The following is an 18015-nucleotide window of genomic DNA, read 5'->3' on the forward strand; positions in this document are numbered from 1 at the left end:
CGCATAAGCCTATAAACTTAACCTTTCGGTCAGCTTTGCGCTACCACTACAGCCCTTTGCAGCGTCAAGGAAGGGCTTCTGCAAGACTCGAGATTTCCAGTACATAACCAGAAGGGCGGACCCCATAACCGCCCAGAGGATGATCCATGTCCAACCGTGAAATATCCCGGCGTTCGTTCCTTCAGGGCGGGCTGGTATCTTGCGGATTCGCAGTGGAATTGCACGGGATCGACTTTGACGCGCTGTTAAAAGAAGGGCCGCATCAAGCGGCCCTTTTCGTATCTGACGATCAGTACCCGAACTTGTCCCGCAATCCGTAATACCAGGCGCCCAAGGCCGCAAAGGGTGTGCGCAGCAATTGACCGCCAGGGAAGGGGTAGTGCGGCAGGTCGGCAAAGGCGTCGAAGCGCTCCGCCTGGCCGCGCAACGCCTCGGCCAGGACCTTGCCCGCCAGGTGCGTGTAGGTCACGCCGTGGCCGCTGCAACCCTGGGAATAATAGATGTTGTCGCCCAACCGACCGACCTGAGGCAGGCGGGACAGGGTCAGCAGGAAATTGCCGGTCCAGGCGTAATCGATCTTCACGTCCTTGAGTTGCGGGAAGGCCTTGAGCATTTTGGGTCGAATGATGGCTTCTATGTTCGCCGGGTCGCGAGCGCCATACACCACGCCGCCGCCGAAAATCAGGCGCTTGTCACCGCTGAGGCGGTAGTAGTCGAGCAGGTAGTTGCAGTCCTCGACGCAGTAATCCTGAGGCAGCAGGCTTTTCGCCAATGCATCGCTCAAGGGTTCGGTCGTAATGACCTGTGTGCCGCACGGCATCGACTTGGCGGCCAGCTCCGGTACGAGATTGCCCAGGTAGGCGTTGCCCGCCACGATGATGAATTTGGCCCGGACCTTGCCCTGCGGCGTGTGCACCACCGGGTTCGTGCCGCGTTCGATGCGCACTGCCGGCGATTGCTCGTAGATCGTGCCGCCCAGCGACTCGACCGCAGCCGCTTCGCCCAGCGCCAGGTTAAGCGGATGAATGTGCCCGCCGCTCATGTCGAGCATGCCGCCGACGTACTGATCGCAGTCCACGACTTCACGGATGCGCCGTTGATCCATCAACTCAAGCTGCGTGTGCCCGAAGCGCTCCCACAAGCGCTTCTGGGATTCCAGATGGCCCATCTGCTTGGCGGTGATGGCAGCGAACACGCCACCGTCCTTCAAGTCGCACTGGATATTGTACTTGGCCACTCGCTCACGAATGATCCGCCCACCTTCGAACGCCATTTGCCCCAGCAGCTGGGCTTGCTTGGGGCCGACACTGCGCTCAATCACGTCGATATCGCGGCTGTAGCTGTTAACGATCTGGCCGCCGTTGCGCCCCGACGCGCCGAAACCGACCTTGGCCGCTTCAAGCACCGTAACCCGAAAGCCGTTCTCCAGCAGAAACAGAGCCGAGGACAACCCGGTATAGCCGGCGCCGATCACACAGACATCAGTCTCAACGTCATCCTGCAACGCCGGACGTGGCGGGGTCGCATTGGCCGACGCGGCGTAGTAGGACTCTGGGTAGGGGGTGTGCGCCATCCTGCAGCCTCTGTTTAATATATTTTACGAGTGTGTTGATCCTACCCGAGTTAAAAAACGACCGCCAGCCACCGGAAAATCTTCTTTGCAGCAGCAAAATTAAATATTTTGCATATTCATAGGGTTAGCTCGAAAAAAGGTGTTGACACCCCTCCGGAATTCCGTAGAATGCCGCCTCACAGCAGGCACGTAGCTCAGTTGGTTAGAGCACCACCTTGACATGGTGGGGGTCGTTGGTTCGAGTCCAATCGCGCCTACCAAACAAAATCCGCTCTGCTGGGCGGTCTAGAAGGGCCCACCGAAAGGTGGGTCCTTTTTTGTTGTCTGGTGTTTGGGAAAACGACCACCGCGCTACATCTTCAGGTGGGCTTTCACGTTCATGAACGCTGTTTGGCTCTTGGTATTGCGTACCCACAGAACGTCGCCTGGTGGGTCCTGGGGGCCATTGCAGGAGTTGCGAGATCAGTCCAGTGGATGATCGTCATGACGACCACGGCCTAGAAAGACGGCGTGATCGGTTATGACGCCTGCGTCTTTGCTTTTCTTCAATATGGTTGCAGGTGAGGTCAGCGAACTGAAGAGGGCAGCTTTGAGCCTTTCGCAAGCTCGACTGCCGCCGTAATGGCAGCCCGGGCTTGAGGGCTATTTTTCCAGCATGTTGAGCCTGACGCTGCGGATGCCTGGGCCAGGATGTCACCAACATTCGATGTGCCGAGATCGGCAAGCGATTCGATCCCCATCTGTTCAAGCCGGGCAATGACAGCCGGGCCTACCCCCTTGAGCGCTAAAAGAGCGGTTCTTTCTTCCAGTGAAAATGGCATCCGTGAAGTCCTTTTGATCAGTGAGCCCTATTAAGTTGGCCCAACGCTGTGGGTAAAGTCGGCAGGCTGCTGAACAAATAATGCAAAAACCGGTAGATGTCACCGTCGTCGCGCAGACTGGTCCTCATGCCTTAAGCATTGATGTAAAACTGAATAAAAATCAGTTCCAGCCACATTGAACTGTAATCGTTGAATTGCATCCAACTAAAACAGACCACCCACGTTTGTTTCGCGAAATTAAGCGGGAGGGCAAGTTGATGGGGCGACGAGCGATGATTCGTTTTTTTGCGGCTTACTTGTCCATTTGCCTCTTGCTCCAATGGGTGGTGGTTCAGGCGTCCCCGTGGATTGCCTCTCGTGTTCTGTTGAGGTGGATCCTCTAACGCCGCAATTCAGGCGTAAAATGAGCCCTGCTACCTCCCCACGAGGAGTCTCCCATGATCTGCGACCCTACAAACAAACAGGCATCCAGCGACAAGCTCGTCTGGGATCAATATTTCTGCGCTGCCTTGATTGCCGAAAGTAACCTGACCGCTCCGGTCGTCGGCGGCACCACTGGCGCTACTCACGAAGACAGACAGAATATGTTGATCGAAAGGGCCAAGGCGCTTGCCGACAAAATGATGGAAAACAGAAAGTGAACAGAGCCCAGCCATCGCGCTGGGCTCGTTTTTTCTACGGCCTGCCATGAATGGCTTTTCGGCTCAGGCGATCAGCTCGACTTTTCCGGTCGCCAGGCGATAGATGCCGCCCACTATTTTCAATTTGCCTTTGCTCAGCGCATCAGTCAGCAGGGGCGTGGCCTTCTTGAGGCGTTCGACCGAGTTTTTGACATTTTGCACGGTCGCATTTTCCACCAGGTCCCCAGGTTGTTTGAGAACGGCCTCGACAGATGACTTGAGTGCGTCAGTCAGTTTCGGAATATGCCCAGGGAATACGGTGTGGTCTTTGACGGCTTTTATGCCGGCTTCGATGGCGCCGCAACTTTCGTGTCCCAGTACGAGAATCAGTGGTGCACCGAGCACGGCGACGCCGTATTCAATGCTTGCCAGTCCTTCGTCGGTAACGAAGTTACCGGCAACGCGTATGGCGAAAAGATCACCTCGCGCGGTATCAAATGCGTATTCGGGTGCGATGCGCGAGTCAGAGCAACTCAGTACTGCCACGAAGGGATTCTGGCCGGAAACCAGTGCTTCGCGCTCGTCCTTGAAGTCGTGGGTCTTTGAATTACCGCTCACGTACCGTTCATTTCCCTGGATCAGCCTTTGCAGTGCCTCGTCAGGGTTGATCGCATTTTGTGGTTTTGGAGGGGCGGATGTTTTTTCGGCTGCCTGGATGATTCGGTTGGGCAGTGCGCCGGCGAGAAGCAGGGCGCCTGCTCCCAGTCCGGCAAGCCGAAGAAAACGGCGACGATCATTTGTGGGTGGAGCAGAGTTTGAATCACATGATTCACACATGATTTTGTGTACTCAGGTCAACACGGTGGGAGTGACTGCTGTTGGGGGTGGTGGCTGCAGGAGCCTGCAAGTGCCAGCGTGTTGGAGTCTAGTCGGTCCGGGGCGCCGCGTTCTCCAAGGGGGGGCGAATGTCGAGAGTTTGCAAGGCGGCGCAATCCATCGATTCATGGGCTACTACTGACAGGCTGTTTCAACTTCGTCCCGACAGGAGTTTCTCGATGCTGATTCACTGGATCCTAGCAGTAGTTCACCTATTGGCCGTTGCGCTGGCATTTTCGGCGGTCCTGGCCCGTGGCACGGCATTTCGGCGCTTGATGGCTGGTACGGGGGAGGTGCGCAGTGTATTGCTTGCCGATAACCTGTGGGGGATTTCGGCCCTGATTTTACTGGTTAGCGGCGGGATGCGAGCCTTTGGTGGCTACGAGAAAGGCACGGACTACTATCTGCACCAACCGTTGTTCCACCTCAAGATGGCGTTGTTTGTGATCATCCTGCTGCTGGAAATTGCGCCGATGATCACGCTGATCAAATGGCGGATCGCGCTGGCGCGCGGCACCGCAATCGACACCGGGCGTGCGAAGCTGTTTGCCAGGGCCAGTCACATCGAAGCGCTGCTGGTATTGCTGATAATCGTGGCGGCCACGGGCATGGCGCGGGGGGTGGTCTATGGTTGAGCGTTGGGGGGGGGCGGCGAGAATATCTGGCCGTCCTGGCCTGCGACTTGGCCTGAATCAGCCAGATCAGCGACTGAGCGGAGTTTGTGGTGACACCTGAATCTTTAGCCAGCCGTCGTTCCGGAGCGAACGGGCTGGCTACTGACGGCGCAGGGTTCAGGGGGTTTGCGGTTTGTCGGGGGCGGTCAGACCGGCCTGAATGCGCTGGTAAATTTCTTCGCGATGCACCGCAACGTCTTTTGGAGCGTTGATGCCGATCCTGACTTGCTGGCCGCTTACGCCCAGGATGGTGATCGTAATGTCATCACCAATGTTTATGCTTTCACCGACTTTGCGGGTGAGTATCAGCATGGTCTTCTCCTTGATTGCTTTGTGGGGCACCTGATTCGGACAGTGCAGAGGTCGGTGGTATGTATAGATTAGTGCGAAGTCTCAAAGTTTGGGTGCCTCTTTCTGACGTGCAGATGCAGCATTAATTCCCAAGGCGTAACTATACAGAGGCCGCATCCATCATTCTCGTTGTTTTAAGCCCATTTTGCGGCACTCGAGAAGTATTCATGAATGATAAAATCGCCGTTTTAGGCATTCAGAGGGAAACGCTGTGCGCAAAATGGTCTTGGTTATGGCAGTGCTGGCGCTGGCGGGATGCGGTGAGGGCAAGCGCGTTGAACCACCTAAGCCTGTGCCGGCAACGGCCGCTGCTCCAGTGCAGGCCTCGGGTCCTCAATGGGATCTCGAGGTTCGAGGTGAAACGCCTCAGGCTGTCAGCGACCTCAGCGGCTGGTTGATCGAACACAGTTTCATGTCCAGTGTCGTCAAGGAGAACGGCAAGGTCCGCATTCTGATGGGCCCTTACAGTTCGAAAGCCGAAGCCGAGGCTAAACAGGCCGAGGTGAACGCGGCCATCGTCCGTGCGAAGAAACAGAATGTTGAAGTGCTGCTCCTTGAGCGTCCGACAGCTCAGTAACGATCCATTTTACGGGTGATGTCCGGTGGTGCCTCCTGGAGGATGTCCACAGTGACTCGTTTTTCGGCGGTCTGAAAATGACAAGGCCTCGGGTGTTGAACCCGAGGCCTTGTTCGTTTCGCAAAGCGCTTAACCGCAGGCTTTCATGTCTACCGGCCCGACAAATTCGTTACCGCGCCCCATCACGCACGCCACGCTCTGATTACGCTGACGTTCCCAGGCCTGGACCGGATAGGTTTTGTCCCAGGCTTCGTACAGTTGCCGATCCTGTTTCGACAAGCGCAAGCCGTACTGTTTGCTCATGTAGAAATAAGTCCGGGCGATCATGCCGCGAATGGAGGGGCGCGGCATGACTTTCTTTGCCTTGAAATCGATTTGGGTCAGGCACGAGCCATATTGGCCAGGCTGTTCCGGCAGCCAGCCGAAACTGAAGTTGCTGCGATCGCCATTCACCTCCCCGATGCTCGGCACCAGGTTATGCAAGTCCGCCTCGGCCTTCTGATAGGTCGGATCGTAGCGCGTGCAATTCTTGCGGCCTCCCTCCTGCCAGCACTGGCGCTGGTGGCCGATTTGCCAGGCTGGAACAATGTGTTCCCACTCGATGCGCGCCGCGCGTTTGGCATTTTTACGCGGCACATAACCGCAGGCCGAAAGATTCACCCGGTTACCGGTGTATTTGCAGCCGCAATAAAATTCGGTGGACTGTGGGGCGTACAGCTTCCAGGCAACTTTCTTGGCTTCGTTGAAGGTGCGTGGTGCGTCCGCCTGGGCTCCCATGGCGAACAGCAGCAACAGCAAAGCAAAACAGCGGACACTCATTGACTCAGTCTTCCTTCGGCACTACCCAAAAAATCTGCACGCCGCCATCGTCGCGATAGGCGAGGGTCACGTTGTCGTTCTCGTCAATTTCTTCAAGCAGGCGCTCCCACTCATCCACCGGCTCATCGGGAAGACGGAAGATCAGTGCGGCCTTGGCTTTTTGGGCAGTCGGGGAGTTGATGATTTTCTGAACGCGCAGACCCATGCGTACATAGGCGTCATGTGAGGCGGAGGTGGTGTCCACAGAATTATCCTTATTAAGCTGTACGTGCATACAGTATTTAACTGTAGGCAATTTCGCAACTGCTTAAAATTCAAGAAAATCCTCTGACAGCATTTTTTTCGGTTTGGTGTAGGGCGCTGGGCGTTTTTTGTCAGGAGAGGTGTGAGCCACTCGCCAAACATCGGCGAGTGGTGAAGCAGTGCCCGACCGGAACCGGTCAGGCGAGGACGAATCAGTATTCCCAGAACATCCGTTGCAGTTCTTTGCTGTCGTTGGTTTTGGTCAGGGCGACCATGGCCAGGATGCGGGCTTTTTGCGGGTTCAGGTCATGTGCCACGACCCAGTCGTATTTGTCGTCAGGCTGTTCGGCGTTACGCAGGACGAATCCACCGGCGTTGACGTGGGACGAGCGAATGATCTGAACGCCGTCCTTGCGCAGAGCCTGCAGGGCTGGAACCACGCGCGAAGAGACCGAACCATTGCCGGTGCCGGCGTGGATGATGGCTTTGGCGCCTGACTGAGCCAGTGCCTTGTAGGCGGTGTCGCTCACGTTGCCGTAGGAGTAGGCGATTTCAACATCGGGCAAGCTCTTGATGGTCTTGATGTCGAATTCCGAGTCCATGGTGTGGCGCTTGGCCGGCAGGCGGAACCAGTAGGATTTACCTTCGACCACCATGCCGAGCGGCCCCCAAGGGCTTTTAAACGCCTCGGTCTTGATGTTGATCATTTTGCTGACGTCGCGACCCGACTGGATTTCATCGTTCATGGTCACCAGGACGCCTTTGCCCCGCGCATCTTTACTGCTGGCCACGGCCACGGCGTTGTACAGGTTCAGCATGCCGTCGGCGGACATCGCGGTGCCCGGGCGCATGGAACCGACGACGATGATCGGCTTATCGGTTTTTTCCACCAGGTTCAGGAAGTAGGCGGTTTCTTCCAGGGTGTCGGTGCCGTGGGTGATCACGATGCCATCGACGTCATTGCTGTCGGCCAATTCGGCCACGCGACGGCCCAATTGCAGCAGGTTCTCGTTGGTGATGCTCTCGGAGGCGATTTGCATGACCTGCTCGCCGCGAACGTTGGCCACTTGACTCAGTTCGGGTACGCCGGCGATCAATTTGTCGATTCCGACTTTTGCCGCTTGGTAGGTCGCGCTGTTGGCGGCGCTGGCGCCCGCGCCGGCGATGGTGCCACCAGTGGCCAGAATGACCACGTTTGCCAGTTTTTGTTGGGTTTCAGCTTCTTTTGCCTGAAGAGCGGTCGGCAAAAGCAGAAGGAGGGCCAAGGCGCCCGGCACAAAGGTCTTGAAAGCAGATGTCATTATTTTTCTCTCTAGGGGTGACGGTGCAGATGCAAGTTCATCTAGATGTGCCCCAAACGAATCTGAACGCCTGGGGTGTCGGATCAAGAGCAGGATCTGTACCAGACACTCTTTGAGTGGGGAAAATGGCTTAACTGTCTGATTTGTTTAATGAATTAAACGATCTGTCGGCGCGGGATGGCCGTTGCGTGTCCGGTTTTCCGATTTTTTACAGCTTCCGTGTTCGGCTCTCCGACAGCCTTGTTGAACTCTCCCAGTTTCACAAATGTGAATCATTGCTAAAGAAACTCGCCTTCAGGTCGATGCTCTTTCAACGGATTTTATTTCAGGAGTTCACATGTCGTTATCTGTAGGTATTCCAAACGCGGCGGGCATCATCATTGGTGGACAGTCAGCCACGACGCTTCGTGCACTGAGTGATGCGACGGCCGATGCCGCTGCTCAAGCGCTAGGCACGAAGGGGGATGACGACAAACAAGTCAGGACCGGTCCTGTTGGTTTGGACAAAAGCGCAGACACTCAGAAGTCCGAAGCCGACGATAACACCAGTGTCGCCGTGAAAGTCTTGCTCAAGCGTCTGAAAGAGCTGCAGCAACAGTTGCGCGAGCAGCAGCAAACACTGGCGGCAGCTCAGGCAGCGAGCTACCCCACGCCGGAAACCAAGATAGCCATCGTGTCAGGCATTCAAGGGCAGATCGCTGAAACCAACAGCGCCCTCCTGGAAGTCAGCGCCAGCTTGATCAAAGAAATGGCCAAGGGCAGCAGCACTGGATCGGTAGTCAATACAACGGTCTGAGGTGAATGCCGGCTGTCGCGCTATTCAGCGCGTCGTGGTCGTTGACAAATGTCAGCAGGGTTCGCATAGTCCGATCTACGCAAACGTTTGCGCGGCGTCATCGATGAGTTAAATCCATCGCCGGGTGCCATAAAGCCAAACGCCAGCGCAAGCATTGCTCAAAATAATCATAAGATCGGAGTGAACCCATGAAGCTGCCATTCGCTGGACGCCTTCTCGCTGTCGCTATGCTGGCTGCCGCATCCGTCGCGCTGCCTGTTTCTTCGGCCTTCGCCGAGACGCCTGCAAAACCAAAAGTCGCGCTAGTGATGAAATCCCTGGCCAACGAATTCTTTCTGACCATGGAAGACGGCGCCAAGGCCTATCAGAAAGGCCACTCCGATGAATTCGATTTGATTTCCAATGGCATCAAGGACGAAACGGATACGGCCGGCCAGACACGTATTGTCGAGCAAATGATCCTGGCCAAAGTCAATGCGCTGGTCATCGCCCCCGCTGACTCAAAAGCCATGGTGCCGGTAATCAAGAAAGCCGTTGATGCGGGTATTACCGTGATCAACATCGACAATCAGCTGGATCCAGCCGTCGTCAAAAGCAAGAACATCAATGTCCCCTTCGTAGGGCCGGATAACCGCAAAGGTGCGCGTCTGGTCGGCGAGTACCTGGCCAAACAGCTGAAGGCCGGTGATGAAGTCGGCATCATCGAAGGCGTGTCCACCACCACTAACGCCCAGGCTCGTACTGCAGGCTTCAAGGACGCGATGGAAGCGGCGCAGGTCAAGGTTGTGTCCGTACAGTCCGGCGACTGGGAAATCGACAAGGGTAATAAAGTCGCCGCTTCGATTCTGAGCGAGTACCCGCAAGTGAAAGCCCTGCTGGCTGGCAACGACAGCATGGCCGTGGGTGTGGTGTCTGCCGTGCGTGCCGCAGGCAAGGCCGGCCAGGTGCAAGTGGTGGGGTACGACAATATCAACGCCATCAAGCCGATGCTCAAGGATGGTCGGGTCCTGGCCACTGCCGACCAGTTTGCGGCCAAGCAAGCGGTGTTCGGCATCGAGACTGCGCTCAAGATCATCAAGGGTGAAAAAGTCGACATCGGCGCCAATGGCGTGATCGAGACCCCGGTAGAGCTGGTTACCAAATAAGCCCTTGGCGACACAAAGGTGCTCGCCCGTCCGGGCGAGCGCATGGAGAGTTTTTATGTCCGTTCGCGACCCGAACGCTGTCCTCTCGGTCAGCGGTATCGGCAAGACCTACGCCCAACCGGTCCTGACCGGCATCGACCTGACGCTCATGCGCGGTGAAGTGCTGGCGCTGACCGGTGAGAACGGCGCCGGTAAAAGTACGCTGTCGAAGATCATTGGTGGCTTGGTCACACCCACCACCGGCCAGATGCAGTTTCAGGGGCAGGATTATCGCCCTGGCAGTCGGACCCAGGCTGAAGACCTGGGCATACGTATGGTCATGCAGGAACTCAACCTGCTGCCGACCCTGTCGGTGGCGGAAAACCTGTTTCTCGACAATCTGCCGAACAATGGTGGCTGGATCAGCCGCAAGCAACTGCGCAAGGCCGCCATTGAAGCCATGGCTCAGGTCGGTCTCGACGCAATCGATCCGGACACGCCGGTCGGTGAGCTGGGTATCGGTCATCAGCAAATGGTCGAGATCGCCCGCAACCTGATCGGTGATTGCCATGTGCTGATCCTCGACGAACCCACGGCGATGCTCACGGCGCGTGAAGTCGAAATGTTGTTCGAGCAGATCACACGCCTGCAGGCCCGGGGTGTATCGATTATTTACATCTCCCATCGCCTCGAAGAGTTGGCCCGGGTGGCGCAGCGCATTGCAGTTCTGCGCGACGGCAACCTGGTGTGCGTCGAGCCGATGGCCAATTACAACAGCGAACAGTTGGTCAACCTGATGGTTGGCCGTGAATTGGGCGAGCACATCGACATGGGGCCGCGCACCATCGGCGCTCCGGCGCTGACGGTCAAGGGGCTGACCCGCTCCGACAAGGTTCGCGACGTGTCCTTTGAGGTGCGTGCCGGTGAGATCTTCGGGATTTCCGGTTTGATCGGGGCAGGGCGCACCGAATTGCTGCGGTTGATCTTTGGCGCCGATATCGCCGACAGCGGCACCGTTGCCCTGGGCTCCCCGGCGCAGGTAGTCAGCATCCGCTCTCCGGTGGACGCGGTCAGTCACGGCATCGCCCTGATCACCGAAGATCGCAAGGGTGAAGGCCTGCTGTTGACGCAATCGATCGGCGCCAACATTGCGCTGGGCAACATGCCCCGCATTTCCAGCGGCGGCTTCGTCAACAATGGCGAAGAGTCTTCCCTGGCCCAGCGGCAAATCGACGCCATGCACATCCGCAGTTCCGGCCCTGCACAACGGGTGTCCGAATTGTCCGGCGGCAACCAGCAGAAAGTCGTGATTGGCCGTTGGCTGGAGCGCGATTGCTCGGTGCTGCTGTTCGACGAGCCAACCCGTGGCATCGATGTCGGCGCCAAGTTCGACATCTACGCCTTGCTCGGCGAACTGACTCGGCAGGGCAAGGCGCTGGTGGTAGTGTCCAGCGATCTGCGCGAGCTGATGCTGATCTGCGACCGCATCGGCGTGCTGTCGGCAGGGCGCCTGATCGACACGTTCGAGCGCGACAGCTGGACCCAGGATGACTTGCTTGCGGCCGCTTTTGCCGGCTACCAAAAACGTGATGCGCTGCTCACCGAAGCAGCGCCTAGGGATCTTCAATGAAAACCGCATCTTCCGCCGGCAAACGCAGTGGCAATTTTTACGGTCTCGGCACTTACCTGGGCCTGGCCGGTGCCTTGCTGGCGATGGTGGTCCTGTTCTCGCTCCTGAGCAGCCACTTTCTTTCTTACGATACCTTCAGCACGCTGGCCAACCAGATTCCGGACTTGATGGTCCTCGCGGTCGGCATGACGTTCGTGCTGATTATCGGTGGCATCGACCTGTCGGTCGGTTCGGTGCTGGCGCTGGCCGCGTCGACAGTCAGCGTGGCGACATTGGGCTGGGGCTGGAGTGTCCTGCCCGCCGCGCTGCTCGGCATGGCGGCCGCCGCATTGGCCGGGACCATCACCGGTTCCATTACCGTGGCGTGGCGGATTCCGTCGTTCATCGTGTCACTCGGCGTGCTGGAGATGGCGCGCGGTGTGGCGTATCAGATGACCGGTTCGCGCACGGCCTATATCGGTGACGCCTTTGCCTGGTTGTCCAACCCGATCGCCTTCGGTATTTCGCCGTCCTTCATCATTGCCTTGCTGATTATTTTCATCGCCCAGGCCGTGTTGACCCGTACCGTATTCGGTCGCTACCTGATCGGTATCGGCACCAACGAGGAGGCGGTTCGTCTGGCGGGGATCAATCCCAAGCCCTACAAGGTCCTGGTGTTCAGTCTGATGGGGCTGTTGGCCGGTATCGCGGCGCTGTTCCAGATTTCGCGTCTTGAGGCGGCGGATCCGAATGCGGGTTCCGGTCTTGAGCTGCAGGTAATCGCGGCCGTGGTCATCGGCGGAACCAGCCTGATGGGCGGCCGTGGTTCGGTGATCAGCACGTTCTTTGGTGTGTTGATCATTTCCGTGCTGGCGGCCGGCCTGGCGCAGATCGGCGCGACCGAACCGACCAAGCGCATCATCACCGGCGCGGTGATCGTGGTGGCGGTGGTGCTCGATACCTACCGCAGTCAGCGCGCCAGTCGGCGGGCCTGAGTCATGGCAACGATCAAGGATGTAGCGGCCCTTGCGGGCATTTCCTACACCACGGTTTCCCATGTGGTGAACAAAACCCGGCCGGTCAGCGAGGAAGTTCGGGTCAAAGTCGAGGCTGCCATCAAGACCCTCGACTACGTACCCAGCGCCGTGGCCCGTTCCCTCAAGGCCAAAACCACCGCGACCATCGGCTTGCTGGTGCCCAACAGCCTCAACCCGTACTTTGCGGAACTGGCGCGAGGCATCGAGGATTACTGTGAGCGCAATGGCTACTGCGTGATTCTCTGCAACTCCGACGACAATCCGGACAAGCAGCGCAACTACCTGCGCGTATTGCTGGAAAAACGCATCGACGGGCTGATCGTCGCGTCGGCCGGCGGTGACAGCAGTCTGGCCCAAGGCCTGGCGGGCGTGCGTACACCGATGGTGATCGTCGACCGGGGTCTGGAAGGTGTCGATGTGGACCTGGTGCGCATCGACCACGAATACGGTGCGTATCTGGCGACTCGACACCTGCTGGAGTTGGGGCATAGGGATATCGCCATCATCAGCGGGCCGACCACCACCAGTGTGGCGCAAATGCGTCTGGCCGGATTTTGCCGTGCACTGACGGACGCAGGTATCGAGGTGCCACGCGAACGCATACTGGAAAGTGACTTCACCAGTACCGGCGGTTACAACGCTGCCGCGATCCTGCTGGAGCGCGATCCGCCCAGTGCGATCTTCGCCGCCAACGACATGATCGGCATCGGTGTGCTGCGAGCCGCCGCCGAGCGCAACATTCGCGTACCGACACAGTTGTCGGTGATCGGCTTCGACGACATCCAGATGAGTCGCTATGTCTATCCAGCATTGACCACCGTCGGCCAGTCGATCCTGCAGTTGGGCGAGATGGCGGCCGAAGTGCTGCTACGACGGATCGCCACGCCGCAACTGAGCACTGAGCAACGGATTGTGACGCCCAGCATCGTGATGCGTGAATCGACCGCGCCACTGGCGGGCGTGTTTGCCGAATATCGCTGAAACAGAACGAATGAGTAGTGATGTATGCCAGCAAAAGTAGTGGTAATAGGCAGTCTGAACATGGATTTGGTCACCCGCGCGCCTCGGCTGCCGCGGGGCGGGGAAACGCTGATTGGTGAATCCTTTGCCACGGTTTCCGGCGGCAAGGGTGCGAATCAGGCCGTGGCCGCCGCGCGACTCGGGGCGCAGGTGTCGATGGTCGGCTGCGTGGGCAGCGATGCCTACGGTAAGGAGCTGCGCGAAGCGCTGTTGGCCGAACGGATCGATTGTCAGGCGGTCAGCACCGTAGACGGTTCCAGTGGCGTGGCGTTGATCGTGGTCGACGACAATAGCCAGAACGCGATCGTGATCGTCGCCGGTGCCAACGGTTTGCTGACGCCAGCCGTGATCGGCTGCTTCGACTCGGTGCTGCAATCGGCCGACGTCATCATCTGCCAGCTGGAAGTGCCGGATGCGACGGTCGGTCATGCGCTCAAGCGTGGTCGAGAGCTGGGCAAGATCGTGATCCTCAATCCAGCCCCGGCCAGCCGCCCGTTACCGGCGCACTGGTACGCGAACATCGACTATCTGATTCCTAACGAGAGCGAGGCGTCGGCACTGAGTGGCGTGTTGGTGGACTCTCGGCAATCGGCGCAATCAGCCGCGAACCGATTGATCGAGATGGGGGCCGGAAAAGTGATTGTCACGCTTGGGGCCGATGGCGCGCTGTTCAACGATGGCACACGTTCCGAGCATTTTCCGGCGCCAGCGGTGAAGGCGGTTGACACCACCGCGGCCGGCGATACCTTCGTCGGCGGATTCGCCGCCGCACTGGCGTCAGGCCAAAGTGAGGCTGAAGCGATTCGTTTCGGGCAGGTCGCCGCGGCGCTGTCGGTCACCCGTGCTGGCGCACAGCCCTCCATTCCCACCTTGTCCGATGTACAGGTTTTTAATACACCATGAAAAAGACACCTTTGCTCAACGTCGCGCTGTCGCGGCTGATTGCTTCGCTGGGCCACGGCGACAAAGTGGTGATCGGCGATGCGGGGTTGCCGGTGCCTCCGGGGGTCGAGCTGATTGACCTGGCCTTGACCCACGGCATTCCGGATTTCATCAGCACCTTGAACGTTGTGCTCAGTGAAATGCAGGTCGAAAGCCATGTGTTGGCGCAGGAGATTCTGGAGAAAAAGCCGTCGGCACTGGTCGCGCTGGACAAGCTGAACGCCGAGGGCGCGCTTGGCCGGCGTGAGCTGCTGAGTCATGAACAATTCAAAGTCCTCAGCCGGCAAGCCCGGGCAATTGTTCGTACCGGTGAATGCCAGCCTTACTGCAATATCGTCCTGGTCGCCGGTGTGACGTTCTGAATCGCCTGGTTTCTCTGTTTCTGTCCTGCACAGGGCATGCGCCATGTGTCGCTATACTCGGAAACTGTACTTCTTGCGTCGGAGTCTGTTGCTTTTGTCCCTGATTAACCCAGGCAGCGTTGAGGCTGTGGAAAAGATCGACTTGATCATCGATACCGACCCCGGTGCTGACGACGTGATCGCATTGTTGTTTGCGCTGGCATCGCCGGGCGAACTCAATATCCATGCGTTGACCACAGTCGCTGGCAACGTTCGGCTGGACAAGACGTCACGCAACGCACGATTGGCCCGGGAGTGGGCGGGGCGCGAGGACGTGCCGGTCTACGCCGGGGCACCGACACCGCTGCAACGCACGCCGATCCATGCCGAAGATATTCATGGCAAAGAGGGCCTGTCGGGTGTCCTCGTGTATGAACCGAAGAAAGGTTTGGCCAAGGACGGTGCGGTCGACTTCCTCATCGACACCCTGAAGGCGGCCAGGCCCCACAGCATCACCATCGCCATGCTGGGGCCGCAGACCAACCTGGCGCTCGCGCTGATCCAGGAACCTGAAATCGTCCAGGGCATCAAGGACGTCGTGATCATGGGCGGTGCGCATTTCAACGGCGGCAACATCACACCCGTCGCGGAGTTCAACCTGTTCGCCGATCCACACGCTGCCGAGGTTGTACTCAAGAGTGGTGCAAGGCTGACTTACCTGCCGCTGGATGTGACCCACAAGATCCTCACCAGTGATGCGCGCCTGCAGCAGATCGCTGCGCTGGATAACAATGCCAGCAAACTGGTCGGCGATATTCTGAGTGAGTACATCAAGGGCGATATGGAGTACTTCGGTATCCCGGGTGGCCCCGTGCATGACGCTACGGTTATTGCTTACCTGCTCAAGCCGGAGCTGTTCAGCGGTCGCCATGTCAACGTAGTGGTCGACAGTCGCGAGGGGCCGACCTTCGGTCAAACCATTGTCGACTGGCATAACGGCCTAGGGGCACCGAAGAATGCGTTCTGGGTGGACAGCGGCGACGCCCAGGGATTCTTCGATCTGCTGACCGAACGCCTGGCCCGCCTGAAGTAATCCTTATGAGCGTTCGGAATGTCCGCCGCCCTGATGGGGCGGGTATTTCTCGAAAATCTGTTGGATAAAGGATTGGGCTGCTTCGGTGCCCAGTTCCTTGACCAGTAAATCGATACCGATGATTGCGAGCTCTTCCGGGCTGCCGGGGCTATAAGAGCTGTGGCCCTCTGACCACTTGGCGTTAATGGCGGCGTCGATGCTTACGGTGGTCATTGTGGTGCTCGTGCGGTCGGGAAGGTCTGAGTGCCGAGTTAACCATTTTGCAGGACGTTTGGCACTCCGACTTAGGCATCAATGGAGGGCTATGCGACACTTGGTCTTTAACGACTTTTCAAGGACTGCGCTGTGCAGATCGATTTGAACACGCCTGATGGCTTGACCCTTGAGGCGGTGCGTCAGCTGCTGGCCGCCGCCAGCGATGATGAGCACACCCAGTTGCGGGTGACCAAGGGCGGTATCGCCTATATTTCATCGGGGGTCGTGGGCGGCTCCGATATCGACGGGTTGCTGTTTCGCCTGGAGACTTGGGCCAAGGGTTCAGGCTATGTCGGGCGGGTCGCGGCCAGTGACGAGGTCTGGGTCATGCAAATCTTCAATGCGCTGAAGCAGAACTGGCCGAAGCCGGCATTCGATTACATCGACGTCTATTGACCCGCTCATATTCAGTCACGATTGAGGCATGAAGGGTAGGGCAACGCTCAGGCAAACTTGCCGTTTGTCTGCGGCGGCGGTCTTGCTGCCAGAACGCTCGATGAACCAAGCGCCGGATTGGCGGTCGCACAAATTCAGTTTAACTATCGAAAAAGGAGGCTTCATGCCTTGGAAGCTCGCGTCATTGGGTGCTCTGTTGGCCGTTGCCACACTGGCCGGTTGCAGCACTGCCGCTACCGATTCGGCAACTGACCCTGTAACGACGACTGACACGGGTCACAGCCGTTGCGAAGCGAAAGCGGCCGAATTCACCTTGGGCAAAACGGCTTCGGCTGAACTGTTGGAGCAGGCGCGCAAGCGTGCAGGCGCACAGAATGCGCGGTTTCTGTCGCCAAATGACATGGTGACGCTGGAGTATCGCTCCGATCGCCTCAACCTGAGCACCGACGCCAATAAAGTCGTGACTCGCGTGAACTGCGGCTGATCGCCAACTTTTGCGTTATCCATAAAAAACCCCGTCACATGGACGGGGTTTTTTTAGTGCGCCTGGAAATTACTCTGGGCGAACTTGAGCAGCTTGCATACCCTTTTGGCCTTTCTCAGCCACGAAGGAAACGGTTTGGCCTTCTTTCAGGCTTTTGAAACCGTCGCTTTCGATAGCTTTGAAGTGTACGAACAGGTCGTCACCGCCACCTTGAGGAGTGATGAAGCCGAAGCCTTTTTCATCGTTGAACCATTTAACGGTGCCGGTTTGGCGATTAGACATGGTGTATCTCCAAGAAACATATATTTTCAGTAGTACTGTGCTGCTCAGGCCAACTGGGCACACCGGGGTATCATAGTCGAAATGTTCGCTTTGGGAGCCCCCCACGGGTGCTGTTTGCCCTACAGTCGCACACTCTTTGTTGGCTGATATCGCTGAAAGCCCCGATTTAAAAGGCTTTCAGCTGAAAGTAAAGGTGATAAAAAAAGCTGTAAAACCTGCATAAAATGCCCGAAAAAGCGATTTTCAGGGGCTGTTTGCTGGCTGAAAATGCCTTTCTGGAGCTTGAACGGACTTATTTTTGCGTCGGATTGTTGGCCTTGCACTTGGCAATCTGGGTAAGGGCCTGCTGTTGCAGTTCATTGCTGGCCTTGTTGTCCATCAAGGCCTGAAGATCTTTGGCGGGGTACGATTTGATTGCATCGGCACCGCAAGCACAGTGGGCCTTGGCCGCAGGGTCGCCGATCCCTTGTGCAGCCGCAGGGACGCACTGAGCCATGTATTTATCGCGCGCGCCTTTGGGCCATTCAGCGTGGGCGGCCAGCGGCAACAGCAGGACGATGGGTGCGACTACAGCGAATAAACGATTCAGACGCATGCCGAGGATGCTCCTTTGTGGGTCGATGACTTGATGTTCGAGGGGTAAAGCGGGGATCAAGTTCAGCACTCTGGCATAAAAACGTAAGATTTACCCCGTCGGTAAAGCTCTGTACCGCGACGACCATTCATCTGTGCTAGCATGCCTGGCTCGGGCGTTTGCAGGCTCCGGTCGACCTTCAGTCCC

General features: G+C 57.8%; 23 protein-coding genes and 1 tRNA gene. 14 read left to right on the top strand and 10 right to left on the bottom strand.

What is annotated here, in order from left to right:
- Nucleotides 1-289: 289 nt before the first annotated feature.
- The gene (locus tag ACX3YF_RS17640; RefSeq protein WP_448647162.1) at nt 290-1573 is read right to left on the bottom strand and encodes an NAD(P)/FAD-dependent oxidoreductase; all 1284 of its coding nucleotides are present in this window, start codon (nt 1571-1573) and stop codon (nt 290-292) included.
- Nucleotides 1574-1756: 183 nt separating this feature from the next.
- On the opposite strand from ACX3YF_RS17640, the gene ACX3YF_RS17645 reads away from it, so the two are divergent.
- Nucleotides 1757-1833, top strand: a tRNA-Val gene (locus ACX3YF_RS17645).
- Nucleotides 1834-2139: 306 nt separating this feature from the next.
- On the opposite strand, the gene ACX3YF_RS17650 is transcribed toward ACX3YF_RS17645, so the two are convergent.
- The gene (locus ACX3YF_RS17650; protein WP_196585133.1) at nt 2140-2394 is read right to left on the bottom strand and encodes a helix-hairpin-helix domain-containing protein; all 255 of its coding nucleotides are present in this window, start codon (nt 2392-2394) and stop codon (nt 2140-2142) included.
- A 437-nt stretch (nt 2395-2831) separates the two neighbouring features.
- Between ACX3YF_RS17650 and ACX3YF_RS17655 the strand changes: the two genes are divergently transcribed.
- Complete coding sequence (locus ACX3YF_RS17655) at nt 2832-3035, top strand: hypothetical protein (RefSeq protein WP_130206965.1); 204 nt, start codon at nt 2832-2834, stop codon at nt 3033-3035.
- 63 nt (nt 3036-3098) lie between these two features.
- Here ACX3YF_RS17655 and ACX3YF_RS17660 read toward each other — a convergent pair whose 3' ends face one another.
- Nucleotides 3099-3851, bottom strand: a complete 753-nt coding sequence (locus ACX3YF_RS17660; protein ID WP_130206963.1) for a carbonic anhydrase — start codon at nt 3849-3851, stop codon at nt 3099-3101.
- A 218-nt stretch (nt 3852-4069) separates the two neighbouring features.
- On the opposite strand from ACX3YF_RS17660, the gene ACX3YF_RS17665 reads away from it, so the two are divergent.
- Nucleotides 4070-4525: a DUF2214 family protein gene (locus tag ACX3YF_RS17665; protein WP_130206961.1), complete on the top strand. Its 456-nt coding sequence runs from the start codon at nt 4070-4072 to the stop codon at nt 4523-4525.
- A gap of 156 nt (nt 4526-4681) precedes the next feature.
- Here the strand turns inward: ACX3YF_RS17665 and csrA are convergent, their stop codons facing one another.
- On the bottom strand, nt 4682-4876 hold the full coding sequence (gene csrA, locus ACX3YF_RS17670; protein WP_007938114.1) for a carbon storage regulator CsrA: 195 nt from the start codon (nt 4874-4876) through the stop codon (nt 4682-4684).
- 250 nt (nt 4877-5126) lie between these two features.
- Here csrA and ACX3YF_RS17675 point away from each other — a divergent pair, with 250 nt between their 5' ends.
- Entirely contained in the window at nt 5127-5492 is a 366-nt protein-coding gene (locus ACX3YF_RS17675) for an SPOR domain-containing protein (protein WP_130206959.1), read from the top strand.
- Between the two features lie 129 nt (nt 5493-5621).
- Here the strand turns inward: ACX3YF_RS17675 and ACX3YF_RS17680 are convergent, their stop codons facing one another.
- The 3 genes from ACX3YF_RS17680 to ACX3YF_RS17690 all read right to left on the bottom strand — a co-directional run bounded on the left by ACX3YF_RS17680 (nt 5622) and on the right by ACX3YF_RS17690 (nt 7855).
- Nucleotides 5622-6311 (bottom strand): endonuclease, encoded by a 690-nt coding sequence (locus ACX3YF_RS17680; RefSeq protein WP_090463614.1) that lies wholly within the window; start codon nt 6309-6311, stop codon nt 5622-5624.
- Between the two features lie 4 nt (nt 6312-6315).
- Nucleotides 6316-6585 carry a DUF1654 domain-containing protein gene (locus ACX3YF_RS17685; RefSeq protein ID WP_052193599.1) on the bottom strand — a complete coding sequence of 90 codons (270 nt, stop codon included), beginning with the start codon at nt 6583-6585 and terminating at the stop codon, nt 6316-6318.
- A 181-nt stretch (nt 6586-6766) separates the two neighbouring features.
- Nucleotides 6767-7855, bottom strand: coding sequence for an asparaginase (locus tag ACX3YF_RS17690; RefSeq protein ID WP_047531181.1), 1089 nt, complete (start codon nt 7853-7855; stop codon nt 6767-6769).
- Between the two features lie 337 nt (nt 7856-8192).
- Between ACX3YF_RS17690 and ACX3YF_RS17695 the strand changes: the two genes are divergently transcribed.
- The 8 genes from ACX3YF_RS17695 (at nt 8193) to ACX3YF_RS17730 (ending at nt 15817) form a co-directional block, all read left to right on the top strand.
- Nucleotides 8193-8651 carry a hypothetical protein gene (locus tag ACX3YF_RS17695; protein ID WP_458973993.1) on the top strand — a complete coding sequence of 153 codons (459 nt, stop codon included), beginning with the start codon at nt 8193-8195 and terminating at the stop codon, nt 8649-8651.
- Between the two features lie 188 nt (nt 8652-8839).
- Nucleotides 8840-9796 carry a sugar ABC transporter substrate-binding protein gene (locus ACX3YF_RS17700; RefSeq protein WP_130206953.1) on the top strand — a complete coding sequence of 319 codons (957 nt, stop codon included), beginning with the start codon at nt 8840-8842 and terminating at the stop codon, nt 9794-9796.
- A gap of 55 nt (nt 9797-9851) precedes the next feature.
- The gene (locus ACX3YF_RS17705; protein ID WP_130206951.1) at nt 9852-11405 is read left to right on the top strand and encodes a sugar ABC transporter ATP-binding protein; all 1554 of its coding nucleotides are present in this window, start codon (nt 9852-9854) and stop codon (nt 11403-11405) included.
- Nucleotides 11402-12379: an ABC transporter permease gene (locus tag ACX3YF_RS17710; RefSeq protein ID WP_090463605.1), complete on the top strand. Its 978-nt coding sequence runs from the start codon at nt 11402-11404 to the stop codon at nt 12377-12379. Before ACX3YF_RS17705 ends, ACX3YF_RS17710 begins: the two co-directional genes overlap by 4 nt.
- Before the next feature lie 3 nt (nt 12380-12382).
- Nucleotides 12383-13402, top strand: coding sequence for a LacI family DNA-binding transcriptional regulator (locus tag ACX3YF_RS17715; RefSeq protein WP_458973994.1), 1020 nt, complete (start codon nt 12383-12385; stop codon nt 13400-13402).
- A 24-nt stretch (nt 13403-13426) separates the two neighbouring features.
- On the top strand, nt 13427-14344 hold the full coding sequence (rbsK, locus tag ACX3YF_RS17720) for a ribokinase (protein WP_130206945.1): 918 nt from the start codon (nt 13427-13429) through the stop codon (nt 14342-14344).
- The gene (gene rbsD / locus ACX3YF_RS17725; protein WP_047531171.1) at nt 14341-14745 is read left to right on the top strand and encodes a D-ribose pyranase; all 405 of its coding nucleotides are present in this window, start codon (nt 14341-14343) and stop codon (nt 14743-14745) included. The genes rbsK and rbsD overlap by 4 nt, the downstream gene beginning before the upstream one ends.
- A gap of 43 nt (nt 14746-14788) precedes the next feature.
- A complete protein-coding gene (locus ACX3YF_RS17730; RefSeq protein WP_130206943.1) occupies nt 14789-15817 on the top strand; it encodes a nucleoside hydrolase in 1029 nt (342 codons plus the stop codon).
- Nucleotides 15818-15820: 3 nt separating this feature from the next.
- Here the strand turns inward: ACX3YF_RS17730 and ACX3YF_RS17735 are convergent, their stop codons facing one another.
- The gene (locus tag ACX3YF_RS17735) at nt 15821-16030 is read right to left on the bottom strand and encodes a hypothetical protein (protein WP_047531169.1); all 210 of its coding nucleotides are present in this window, start codon (nt 16028-16030) and stop codon (nt 15821-15823) included.
- Nucleotides 16031-16162: 132 nt separating this feature from the next.
- On the opposite strand from ACX3YF_RS17735, the gene ACX3YF_RS17740 reads away from it, so the two are divergent.
- Together ACX3YF_RS17740 and ACX3YF_RS17745 are read left to right on the top strand one after the other, a co-directional pair.
- Nucleotides 16163-16468, top strand: a complete 306-nt coding sequence (locus ACX3YF_RS17740) for a hypothetical protein (RefSeq protein ID WP_130206941.1) — start codon at nt 16163-16165, stop codon at nt 16466-16468.
- 163 nt (nt 16469-16631) lie between these two features.
- The gene (locus tag ACX3YF_RS17745) at nt 16632-16952 is read left to right on the top strand and encodes an I78 family peptidase inhibitor (RefSeq protein ID WP_047531166.1); all 321 of its coding nucleotides are present in this window, start codon (nt 16632-16634) and stop codon (nt 16950-16952) included.
- A gap of 69 nt (nt 16953-17021) precedes the next feature.
- Here the strand turns inward: ACX3YF_RS17745 and ACX3YF_RS17750 are convergent, their stop codons facing one another.
- Both ACX3YF_RS17750 and ACX3YF_RS17755 read right to left on the bottom strand, forming a co-directional pair.
- Nucleotides 17022-17234, bottom strand: a complete 213-nt coding sequence (locus ACX3YF_RS17750; RefSeq protein ID WP_003179963.1) for a cold-shock protein — start codon at nt 17232-17234, stop codon at nt 17022-17024.
- 292 nt (nt 17235-17526) lie between these two features.
- Nucleotides 17527-17829: a hypothetical protein gene (locus tag ACX3YF_RS17755; RefSeq protein ID WP_448647145.1), complete on the bottom strand. Its 303-nt coding sequence runs from the start codon at nt 17827-17829 to the stop codon at nt 17527-17529.
- Nucleotides 17830-18015: the final 186 nt, after the last annotated feature.

This window comes from Pseudomonas fluorescens group sp. PF-69 (assembly GCF_054481235.1).

Bases quoted from the DNA above. Each gene is read 5' to 3' on its own strand.
- ACX3YF_RS17640 (WP_448647162.1), bottom strand. From the start codon at position 1,573: ATGGCGCACACCCCCTACCCAGAGTCCTACTACGCCGCGTCGGCCAAT.
- ACX3YF_RS17650 (WP_196585133.1), bottom strand. From the start codon at position 2,394: ATGCCATTTTCACTGGAAGAAAGAACCGCTCTTTTAGCGCTCAAGGGG.
- ACX3YF_RS17655 (WP_130206965.1), top strand. From the start codon at position 2,832: ATGATCTGCGACCCTACAAACAAACAGGCATCCAGCGACAAGCTCGTC.
- ACX3YF_RS17660 (WP_130206963.1), bottom strand. From the start codon at position 3,851: ATGTGTGAATCATGTGATTCAAACTCTGCTCCACCCACAAATGATCGT.
- ACX3YF_RS17665 (WP_130206961.1), top strand. From the start codon at position 4,070: ATGCTGATTCACTGGATCCTAGCAGTAGTTCACCTATTGGCCGTTGCG.
- csrA (WP_007938114.1), bottom strand. From the start codon at position 4,876: ATGCTGATACTCACCCGCAAAGTCGGTGAAAGCATAAACATTGGTGAT.
- ACX3YF_RS17680 (WP_090463614.1), bottom strand. From the start codon at position 6,311: ATGAGTGTCCGCTGTTTTGCTTTGCTGTTGCTGCTGTTCGCCATGGGA.
- ACX3YF_RS17685 (WP_052193599.1), bottom strand. From the start codon at position 6,585: ATGCACGTACAGCTTAATAAGGATAATTCTGTGGACACCACCTCCGCC.
- ACX3YF_RS17690 (WP_047531181.1), bottom strand. From the start codon at position 7,855: ATGACATCTGCTTTCAAGACCTTTGTGCCGGGCGCCTTGGCCCTCCTT.
- ACX3YF_RS17695 (WP_458973993.1), top strand. From the start codon at position 8,193: ATGTCGTTATCTGTAGGTATTCCAAACGCGGCGGGCATCATCATTGGT.
- ACX3YF_RS17700 (WP_130206953.1), top strand. From the start codon at position 8,840: ATGAAGCTGCCATTCGCTGGACGCCTTCTCGCTGTCGCTATGCTGGCT.
- ACX3YF_RS17705 (WP_130206951.1), top strand. From the start codon at position 9,852: ATGTCCGTTCGCGACCCGAACGCTGTCCTCTCGGTCAGCGGTATCGGC.
- ACX3YF_RS17710 (WP_090463605.1), top strand. From the start codon at position 11,402: ATGAAAACCGCATCTTCCGCCGGCAAACGCAGTGGCAATTTTTACGGT.
- ACX3YF_RS17715 (WP_458973994.1), top strand. From the start codon at position 12,383: ATGGCAACGATCAAGGATGTAGCGGCCCTTGCGGGCATTTCCTACACC.
- rbsK (WP_130206945.1), top strand. From the start codon at position 13,427: ATGCCAGCAAAAGTAGTGGTAATAGGCAGTCTGAACATGGATTTGGTC.
- rbsD (WP_047531171.1), top strand. From the start codon at position 14,341: ATGAAAAAGACACCTTTGCTCAACGTCGCGCTGTCGCGGCTGATTGCT.
- ACX3YF_RS17730 (WP_130206943.1), top strand. From the start codon at position 14,789: ATGTGTCGCTATACTCGGAAACTGTACTTCTTGCGTCGGAGTCTGTTG.
- ACX3YF_RS17735 (WP_047531169.1), bottom strand. From the start codon at position 16,030: ATGACCACCGTAAGCATCGACGCCGCCATTAACGCCAAGTGGTCAGAG.
- ACX3YF_RS17745 (WP_047531166.1), top strand. From the start codon at position 16,632: ATGCCTTGGAAGCTCGCGTCATTGGGTGCTCTGTTGGCCGTTGCCACA.
- ACX3YF_RS17750 (WP_003179963.1), bottom strand. From the start codon at position 17,234: ATGTCTAATCGCCAAACCGGCACCGTTAAATGGTTCAACGATGAAAAA.
- ACX3YF_RS17755 (WP_448647145.1), bottom strand. From the start codon at position 17,829: ATGCGTCTGAATCGTTTATTCGCTGTAGTCGCACCCATCGTCCTGCTG.